Raw genomic sequence first — 8,628 nt, 5'->3', positions numbered from 1 at the left:
GGAAGATCCTGCGGGCGAGTCTTTCCCTTGACATATCGAACAAAAATGCGATGAGTAATCGACTCTTCTGTTTGAACATTGTCCCAATAGACCGATCCGCCTATCACTTCAACCTTGCACCAGCACTGCCATAGCGGTGTGCGTTCGGTTACGTGATCAGACCTTCCGTTCGGAAGAAGCTTGGATGAATAGATGGCGCATGGACGATTCAAATCTCCGACATTAGGAATTTGCATGATCTTTTATCCTGTCGTAAATAATCCACCGATCCAGTAAATGATCGTAGTTTCTGATCTTGAACTCTCCGCCCTCTGTAAGGGAGCGACGTTCATAGAGATCAGTCACATACAATTTGATCCACGTTTTAATGCTGGCCGGAACGTCACTGATCGAGTCGCAAACTGCCAGCGAATCATCTCGTCGGACAATCTGACGATCGCAAATGTGCTCAGCATATTCAGCCGCGGCAAGCCCGAACGATTGGATAAGATCGTCATCAGCGTCATGCTCGACACGCAGATGATGCTTGAGTTCCTCTAGAGTGACCACTTCAGCCGCTGAGTCCCTTTCATTCATTCGAGATCTCCGGCTCCGCAGTTGTCTCTTCAGAATCCTGCGGTTTCAGATTTTTCTCTTCTGCCGGTGTTTTTTTGGCTTTACCCTCTCTCTTTTTGCTCGGAATCTTTGCGATCCCCGCCTGGATAAAAGCGAGCGCGCTTTTATCCGAAATATTGAGAATATCGCCTTTTTCTACCGCTCCAAATAGCGTTACGGCGCTTTTTGTAAATTCAATCTGCATATCAAACTCCAAAAAATAAGGGCCCGAAGGCCCTATATCGCAGAGAAAATGCCCTGATTATGCTGTCGGAATAGCTAAAGTTCCTCCAACCAACGCCTCCGGACGCTCGATGCTGAAACCAAGGCGGCGTTCAGCGCGGATGGTGACTAAGTTCTTCTGAACGTTATCCGCATCCTGCTCGAACATCTCCAGCGTCAGACCCGAACGATGCCAAACAGTAGCCGCCTGAGTCGTGTCTACTACCATGAACTTGCCTTCAGGGATTGCCTGAGAGTCAAGTACAGGAAGCCCCCACAGCGTCTTAGCAGCTACATTGACGGGACCGCTGAGGTAATAATCTCCGGAACTATTTTTGACAAAGAGCATCTTCACCCAGTCTGCCGGATTCAAAAGAATCATGTTCGGGCGGAAATAAGCCTGCTGAATCTTGGACTTTGCAAACAGGATTAAATCGTAGAGATTAGGAGCGCTGCCTAAATCTCCGGCTGTTGCGTTAACCGGCGTGTAATTGCCTTCTGTAAAGATGCCTGAAAGCTCATTTTCGCCGCCTTCGCCGCTAATCAGCATATCCTCCACAACCAGATCAACGCCGTAAGTCATGCGATTATTCAGATAGGAAATCAGGGCGGGAGCGTCCTCAAGCATCTGTTTGGACACCTTGGCCAGATGAGCGACGGTGTGCACTTTCCCGGTCTTAACTTCAAATTTAATCGAAGAAAACGGCTTCTGGCTGCCTTCCTTGACTATATTTGCTCCATTGTAGAAGCCCTTCTCCTGAACATATTCAAACGAATTGCCGGAGATAGGAGAACTCGGGAATAGCGCCTCGATGGACAGCGGACGTACACTTTTCGGCAAAATCCCCGGTCGTCTGTACGTCGGTAAAACGCCATCCCCGGGAGTGAGCATGGGATTTTCAAGCTCAACAGTTGCGCCCTGATCGTCTGCTTTCGCCTCGGTGATCTCAAAGCGGCATTTCGTTGCGCTTCCTGCGAGATAGGACTTGAACGCGCTGTTATCTACCACCTGCTCGCCAATGCTTTTCACAGCTTTCTTCTGAGGAATATTAAGATTCAGCCCCTTCTGCTGCAGATCAAGAAGCTGTTTTGCCAGTTTTGCCTGCTGTTCTGCCAGTTCGTCGAATCGTTCAGCTGATACTTGAGTACTCATCTTCTTTTCAATGGTCTCAAGTGCAGCCATTACCGTTTTCATTTCTTCATTCATTTAGAGTTTCCTTTTGGTTTAGTTAAAACGCTCCGCCAGCGCCTTGATGCGCTCGCAGACTTCTTTTTGCGCCTTTTCTTCGCCATCAGGCTCCCCCTGATCCGAAAATACGGCCCGTGCTTTGGCACACAGCGCTGTGGCCTCAGCTTTGGAGAAACCGCCTGCATCCCGCAGGTAGTTTTCAAAATCTCTTACTGTCTTTAGTTCGTCAATGTCTTCGCTCTTTGAATCAATCCTTGCCGATTGATCGCATGGAAAAGTAACGATCGAAATCTCGGGAAGAGCCTCGATTTTTTCAATCGTTCTGCCGCCGTCTTTTTTACGCTTGTAGCCTGATGCTACCAGTTTATAACCAATGGAAAGACCGTCAACAGTACCGTGCTTTAAAGCCGCTTTGACTGCTTCTGACTGAGGATTCCCGGGAGTCAGCTCTCCGATAACCTTCAGTCCTTTCTCATCCTCTTCGACTTTGATCCACTTACCGATTGGAAGACTGTAAGAATCATGGTTAAAAAACATTTTCGGAGTGAAGTTTTCAATCGCATCCTTGTACGCCCCCGGAAGGATCGTGTCACCCACTAAATCATTGCCGTTAAAGACTGATGCGTATCCGGAAAAAGTTGCTCCATCCTCTTCGGACTTCAATTCAACATCTTTTAGTTCAATGGTTTTATATTGCAGTTTTGTCATTTATTGCCTCACTAGTGATCCATCCGGCGGATTAGAAGTAGTTTTTACCTGACCAAGATTCTTTAGCGGTACTAAGTTCGATTGAGCGGTCAACTCATCGCCACCCTCCGCCGGCGGCAGATTTTCGAGCCCTCTAACCTCGTTTCTTGTCATCATCCCGTTTTGCGCCATCTGGGAGTAGTACGCCGCCCGCTCCTGCGGATTTGATCTCAGCAGCGCATCCAACTTCATTTCAATTGTGTATTTATCTCGGTCCCATACAGGAATCAGTTTGCGAGTTAACGCCTGCTGAAACTGAGTACACAACGGCGCCAGCGTAAATTTATGGAAACCGGAAACGATCTCGGCAATTCCGGATCCCCATGTGGTCACACCGGAAGCTCCAATAAGAACCGGCGGCACACCAAACCACCGACAAATCTCTTCAACGTTGTATTTTCTTGTCTCCAGAAGCTGAGCATCCTGCGGAGAAAGCGACATAGAAGAGTAATTAAATCCGCGGTCAACCAGGAATAGGCCCGACCCATCTCCTTTTGCCATCCCTGAGAATCGTTTCAAGACCTCTTTAAACTGCGAATCTCCCAGTTTCTGATCGGTACACAATACGCCGGTGGGTTTAGATCGTTCCCCGAAAAACTTAGTCGCATTACTCTGCGCATTCACTGCCTCGTTCGCTGTCGCACTCATGAATCTGATCTTTGACAGCCCTTTATACCCGTTGCCGACCCCTTTCCAGTGAATAATATTGTCGCCGGAATAGACATTTACCTGACCGTCTAAGTAGTAGATATACGTCTCCCGATTCCCTATAACTGTCATTTCTACCTGCTCGGCCGGCAGCGGAATCAGTGCAACCGGTTCATCGTCGGCGCCTCTCTGGATCAACGCGTAGGCGTTGCCTCGCAGCATCCTATTGATCACCATTGCCGATACAAACTCCGAAGGCGTCATCCAATCATTCGGCTTGTCATGAAGCAGAGTGAAGATGTTGCTGTTTCTATCCGGAGCTCTCCCTTTGTCTTTGCTTCCTTTGTATATAAATATCGGAAAGGTGGACATCGTATTAGCCAGCAGCTCAGTACAGGCAAAAATAGTCGATATCTGCAGCGCCTTTGACTCTTCAATCTCTTTTAGGTCAGAAAAAAGCGGCTCCACCGGAACCGCTATCTGCTCACCGGATGAGAACCCGAGAGGTCCTCCCCATCCGGACACCCAATTTATAAGCCTCTTTACTATCATGATCTTTACCAACTGAAGAACGGGACTTCAGAGTCGCTTTCATATTCCTCAAAAGCCCCTGCTGTTTCCTCGTTTACGCACATCCCTAACGCCATAATCAACGCTACAGCGCCGTCAATTTTGTTCTCGTAGACCTCTTTTCTAGGGAAAATGTTATCTTTGAAGTCTCGTTTAGCGACAACATTCCCCATCATCCAAGCGAGCGCTGGATCGCCGTCATGAGCAATACGTCTATCCTGAACCAAAGCCTCAAGCCACTTCATCGGATCGCTCATGTTTTGTACTGTATTGCGATACTCGACCATAGGAATGTCTTTATCTGAGAGGCGCCCGGCTAGCTGAGTCGCCTGCCACGGGTCATATGCGACAGCCGTAACCTGAAACCGCCGGCAGTCCTCCAGTATCTCCTCTTCGATCTGATCAAAGTCGGTTACAGCGCCGTCGCTCACCCGCAGATAACCGAGCGTCTCCCAACCGTCATACTGAGAGTTACCGGACTTTAACAGCGCCGCCCGGGGTGCGTAATACTGGCCAAACACATAATAAATTCGGCGCCCTGCTTCATTCTCGCGAGGAAATACAAGCACCTTTGCCGTCAAGTCATTCTTAGCGCCTAAGTCCAAGCCCATATAACACTCGCACCCTTCAAAATCATCGAGCGTTATCCCTGCCTCGCAAGAATTCCAAGCGATCATATCCATCCAGCTGGAAGCGGCAGAACACCAAACATTTAAGTGTTTGGTCTTGAAGTTATTTGCTGCGCTCGGTCTGGCTATCGCTTTAGACTGCAAAGACTTAATAATCTCAGGCCGAACACTGACGCCCCAATTCGGATTCGCTTTTTGCAGCGCAGCCTCGCTTGTCCAGTCATCGCCTTCATCCAGGCCGTAGATAATTCCAAACTGGCTTTCATCCTCGACCTCTTTATTCAGGACCTGCCGCACAAATGACCGGACCTCATAGCAGACTCCTGCCGTATCAAAGCCAGCGGTCGTGATCACCCACATCAGTGAGTTACGCCGCTTGCCCAGCGATGTCTCTACAACGTCGTAGACCGCCCGGGTTTTATGCGCATGCAGTTCGTCAATGACAGCCAGATGCGTATTCAAGCCGTCCAGTGTTGAGCCTTCAGCGGACTTTGCCTGGAAGTAGCTGTTTGTCTTCGGAACATAGAGCGCATTAGCCAGCGTCTGAAGATTAAAGGCGTTGCGCAGTTTCGAGTTCTGCTTTGCCATCTCCTTTGCGTCCCCAAACACGATCTTGGCTTGGTCCCGAGTCGTCGCAAACGAATATACCTCTGCGCCAGGCTCCCGATCTGCGCAAAGACAAAACAGAGCGACTCCGCTTGAAAGGCTTGATTTTCCGTTGCCCCTCGGAACTTCAATATAGACGCGCCTAAATCGTCTTGTACCGGCAGGGGTTTTCCACGAAAAGACTGTATGAAGAATAAAAACCTGCCACGGCTCGAGCCTGATTTCCTTTCCCGCAAGTTCCCCTTTAACGTGCGTCAGGTGTTCAATAAACCAACAGATACGATCTCCGGACGCACTATCAAAGATAAATTTATGACCGTCTCCGTACCTGATTAAGTCGTTTAGCTGTCTTTGGCACGCCTTTTTAACGAGATCGCAAGCCGGTAATCGGCCCTGAACCACGTCGTTTGCGTACTTCTTTGCAATCTCAAAATAATTCGGCCTACTCAAGGAAGGCATTTGCTTCTTCATCATCTTTCACTTCAACCTTGACTTTATTTCTTGCGGACGGAGAAAAACCGAGCTCCTTTTCGCACTGCAGCATCATCTTATGAGCCTGAATCATCATCGTTACCGTAGGCGTAAGAGAACGCATCCCTGATTCCGGATGACACTGCTCAACGTCGCCCGCTTCTACCTTCTTCGCATACTTCCGATAGAGCGCATAGCTGCGGCACCATCTTTCCAGAACTCCGTGGTCAAGAACAGTAAGCAGTCCCTTCGGAGCGCATCGCACTGCCATTGACCATGCCGATCTGGCTTCTTCAGTAAGCGATGGCGGGGGAGCTGCCGGCAGTTCTCCTTCAACATCGAACTGTTTCCGGTTAATCCTGCAGCGCTGGAGAGTACCTTGCGCTTTTTTGACTTCGTCGCTTTTTCGTGGTCTTCCGGCCATAGCTGCCTCTGTTGAATCTTCAGGTAAAACTCGATCAGCTCGCTAGAATTACCTATTTAATTGCCTGGACAATTTGCACCATGTAATAAATTAGCGCCACCAGTCCCGAAAAGAACGCAGCCGAAGCAATAACCCCAGCGACTACACCTTTCCAGAAAGCCTGTCTTTCTTTCAAGAACATAATCTCTTCTTCCATGTTCATTGTTATAATCCTCAAAGATAGCTTTACTAAGGTTGACATCTTCCTAGTCAACCAACAAAAACCCCGCTCAGCTCACTACTGAACGGGGTTTACTTATCTTTTACCAATTCTTAAATACCTCTCTTATCACCTTGATCGCCTTGAAAATCAAGATCAAAGAAAACGAGATACAAAAACTATAAAAAACCATCCAAATCGGGATAGCTAAAAACAGTGGCAGACTCAAACTCATAGTGATTAAGTCTCCTATATCACGTATAATTTTATCCATGGAATTACCTCTTCTAATTCCGACTAAAAACCCCGCTCAGCTCACTACTGAACGGGGTTTAATTTTTTATTTCCGTCTCTCACCCGCGCGCACATGCGCGCGCGAGGCTTTTTTGATAAACCCAAAGCGGACGGCGCTTTCTGTCAATTTCTTTTTAAAATTCCCATTTTGCACGCACAAAAATTTAGCTGGGGGCGCGGTCTCGGACGGGTCCGCGTTTTACTTTTGACCCGCCCCTACCTCAATAGATCAAATCGCTCTTCTTTCTGACTGCGGCTATCCCTTTCTCCGTCAAAATAATCCAGAGACCGCGAGCGGTTCGATTTATGACCTTGACCGCTCCTAGTTCGCTGAGTTCATTGATTGTTAGATCGTGACCAATAACTTCAAAACTTTCGCTACCCGCTGATTTAAATCTGAGCTGAGTCGGTGTAGGCAATGCTCGAACTCTGGAAATCACCGCATCCTCCCATTGTCTGTTTCGATAGCTTTCCTCATACGATCTCTGCCGATTCGTTTCACGCACGTTTAAAGCAAGCCGGAACGCTTGCGCAATGAATCGTAGAACTCCTTTTACAAGAACAAATACCGATATCGAGAGCAGGATGCAAAAGGCTAGCACTACATATGAAATCCAAACCTCTTTGAATACTTCCAGATGTCCGAGATAGCTATAGGCCAAAAGGAACACCCCAATTCCGACAGTAATAGAGATCACGTTCTTAACGATAAAAGGTAAAACAGAAGTCAGGCATAGTCTTAATTAAAGAATGTGGTAGTTCTTTAATTCTATGCCTGATTATTTTTTGGCTCCTATCCTGCAAGCCATCGGAGCGTCAGAACAACGACGCAAGTCGCGCAGAAAAAATACAGTGCCCGAATAAGTACCCATAGAATAAGGGAGGTAATTAAAATCCCAAATTTACCCCTTGTGCTTCTTTCTCTATCTGAGATTAAATTCATCAATGCGCAGACGATACCGATAGGGCGATCAGCATACCTATACTCCACGTTGCCTTTATTTAGTTCGTCACTGAGCCATGCGTGCGCCACGACCCGCTCCCATATATTTGTCGTCTTATTTCTTTCCATTACCAAATCCTCCGTCTTCTTTGACCGTCTTCCTATCGTGGCAGCGTTTACATAGCGCCTGCCAATTTGATTCATTCCAAAACAATTCACGGTTACCTTTGTGCGGGATGATGTGATCGACAACAGTAGCGGCACTGGCCTTTCCTTGCCTCTTGCACTCTTCACATATCGGATGATCCGCTAAGAACAGCGCCCTTGCCCGGCGCCATTCTGAGTTATATCCTCTCTGGTGAGCAGTCAGCCTATTAACCTCTCTGCGCTGCGCCGCCTTTTTCTTATGCTTTAAGCAGTATCGCTCCGGCATATCTACTACACAGTGGCAGCCAGGCCATGAACAAATCGTTTTTATCGCTTTCATAAAACAGAAAAGCTCAGGAATTAACCTGAGCTCTATTTAGAGGCTGAATCAACCGGCGCCGATGCGCCGACTGCAACACTTAATTGAATGGCTCGTTTGATACCGCTCAAGCGAGAAGGTGATTCAAATTGAGTCATTTGTTAACTCCATCGAGACTATTTTTCATTGGAGTCCCTCTTCCGACAACCTTTCAAGAGTTTGTAGTAGTAATTTTTCAACACCCAATACAAGGCATTGAGAAAACACAACAGAATCCATCCATAGGCAAGGGATTTAACAAAAAGTTCTTCATATCTTCCGCCGTCAATCGTAAAAACCGCAGACGCAAACATGGTCGTAAATAAAAAAGCGGTATCTATTTTCATCTTGACCTTCCCTTTGCTTCTCAGAGAGAAAAAACAGCCGGCGCCGATGCGCCGACTGCAACCCTCAAACATCCCAATCAAGGAGACCGTTTTAACGAGACGGGGCTCGATTCACAAATGAACTCTGTATCCGGAAACACTAAAACCCCGTCTCTCGATCGGGGTTCTACATTTCTTTCGGGCACGCTAAGAGCGCCTTTCGAGCGCTCTTAGATTATCTGAAACCGTATGGCCAGTGGT

12 protein-coding genes are annotated in these 8,628 nt (G+C 47.7%); all 12 read right to left on the bottom strand.

Features of this window, described 5'->3' with window-relative positions:
- Positions 1 to 236: phage head completion protein (locus E5987_RS06170; RefSeq protein ID WP_160335222.1), on the bottom strand; the 236-nt coding region annotated here is incomplete at its 3' end.
- Positions 223 to 576, bottom strand: a complete 354-nt coding sequence (locus E5987_RS06165) for a head-tail connector protein (RefSeq protein ID WP_160335221.1) — start codon at positions 574 to 576, stop codon at positions 223 to 225. The genes E5987_RS06165 and E5987_RS06170, both read right to left, overlap by 14 nt.
- Entirely contained in the window at positions 569 to 799 is a 231-nt protein-coding gene (locus E5987_RS06160; protein WP_160335220.1) for a hypothetical protein, read from the bottom strand. Before E5987_RS06160 ends, E5987_RS06165 begins: the two co-directional genes overlap by 8 nt.
- A 57-nt stretch (positions 800 to 856) precedes the next feature.
- Entirely contained in the window at positions 857 to 2,023 is a 1,167-nt protein-coding gene (locus tag E5987_RS06155; RefSeq protein WP_160335219.1) for a phage major capsid protein, read from the bottom strand.
- Positions 2,024 to 2,041: 18 nt separating this feature from the next.
- Positions 2,042 to 2,713, bottom strand: coding sequence for an HK97 family phage prohead protease (locus E5987_RS06150; RefSeq protein WP_160335218.1), 672 nt, complete (start codon positions 2,711 to 2,713; stop codon positions 2,042 to 2,044).
- On the bottom strand, positions 2,714 to 3,925 hold the full coding sequence (locus E5987_RS06145) for a phage portal protein (RefSeq protein WP_160335217.1): 1,212 nt from the start codon (positions 3,923 to 3,925) through the stop codon (positions 2,714 to 2,716).
- Positions 3,926 to 3,957: 32 nt separating this feature from the next.
- On the bottom strand, positions 3,958 to 5,664 hold the full coding sequence (locus E5987_RS06140) for a terminase large subunit (protein ID WP_237178747.1): 1,707 nt from the start codon (positions 5,662 to 5,664) through the stop codon (positions 3,958 to 3,960).
- Positions 5,648 to 6,100 carry a phage terminase small subunit P27 family gene (locus tag E5987_RS06135; protein WP_160335216.1) on the bottom strand — a complete coding sequence of 151 codons (453 nt, stop codon included), beginning with the start codon at positions 6,098 to 6,100 and terminating at the stop codon, positions 5,648 to 5,650. Before E5987_RS06135 ends, E5987_RS06140 begins: the two co-directional genes overlap by 17 nt.
- Positions 6,101 to 6,152: 52 nt before the next feature.
- A complete protein-coding gene (locus E5987_RS06130; RefSeq protein ID WP_160335215.1) occupies positions 6,153 to 6,302 on the bottom strand; it encodes a hypothetical protein in 150 nt (49 codons plus the stop codon).
- A gap of 512 nt (positions 6,303 to 6,814) precedes the next feature.
- The gene (locus tag E5987_RS06125; protein ID WP_160335214.1) at positions 6,815 to 7,033 is read right to left on the bottom strand and encodes a hypothetical protein; all 219 of its coding nucleotides are present in this window, start codon (positions 7,031 to 7,033) and stop codon (positions 6,815 to 6,817) included.
- A 618-nt stretch (positions 7,034 to 7,651) separates the two neighbouring features.
- Positions 7,652 to 8,023 (bottom strand): HNH endonuclease, encoded by a 372-nt coding sequence (locus E5987_RS06120; protein WP_160335213.1) that lies wholly within the window; start codon positions 8,021 to 8,023, stop codon positions 7,652 to 7,654.
- 155 nt (positions 8,024 to 8,178) lie between these two features.
- Positions 8,179 to 8,388, bottom strand: coding sequence for a hypothetical protein (locus tag E5987_RS06115; RefSeq protein WP_160335212.1), 210 nt, complete (start codon positions 8,386 to 8,388; stop codon positions 8,179 to 8,181).
- Positions 8,389 to 8,628 lie beyond the last annotated feature (240 nt).

It is taken from the genome of Parasutterella muris, from assembly GCF_009767915.1.
Taxonomy (GTDB): Bacteria; Pseudomonadota; Gammaproteobacteria; order Burkholderiales; family Burkholderiaceae_F; genus Parasutterella; species Parasutterella muris.
The sequence above is the reverse complement of the archived record's forward strand: the minus strand, read 5'-3'. Positions and strand labels throughout refer to the sequence as shown.

What these genes read in the sequence shown, in the direction of transcription:
- E5987_RS06130 (WP_160335215.1), bottom strand. Translation starts at nt 6,302, where the DNA reads ATGAACATGGAAGAAGAGATTATGTTCTTGAAAGAAAGACAGGCTTTC.
- E5987_RS06120 (WP_160335213.1), bottom strand. Translation starts at nt 8,023, where the DNA reads ATGAAAGCGATAAAAACGATTTGTTCATGGCCTGGCTGCCACTGTGTA.
- E5987_RS06140 (WP_237178747.1), bottom strand. Translation starts at nt 5,664, where the DNA reads ATGCCTTCCTTGAGTAGGCCGAATTATTTTGAGATTGCAAAGAAGTAC.
- E5987_RS06150 (WP_160335218.1), bottom strand. Translation starts at nt 2,713, where the DNA reads ATGACAAAACTGCAATATAAAACCATTGAACTAAAAGATGTTGAATTG.
- E5987_RS06165 (WP_160335221.1), bottom strand. Translation starts at nt 576, where the DNA reads ATGAATGAAAGGGACTCAGCGGCTGAAGTGGTCACTCTAGAGGAACTC.
- E5987_RS06155 (WP_160335219.1), bottom strand. Translation starts at nt 2,023, where the DNA reads ATGAATGAAGAAATGAAAACGGTAATGGCTGCACTTGAGACCATTGAA.
- E5987_RS06115 (WP_160335212.1), bottom strand. Translation starts at nt 8,388, where the DNA reads ATGAAAATAGATACCGCTTTTTTATTTACGACCATGTTTGCGTCTGCG.
- E5987_RS06135 (WP_160335216.1), bottom strand. Translation starts at nt 6,100, where the DNA reads ATGGCCGGAAGACCACGAAAAAGCGACGAAGTCAAAAAAGCGCAAGGT.
- E5987_RS06160 (WP_160335220.1), bottom strand. Translation starts at nt 799, where the DNA reads ATGCAGATTGAATTTACAAAAAGCGCCGTAACGCTATTTGGAGCGGTA.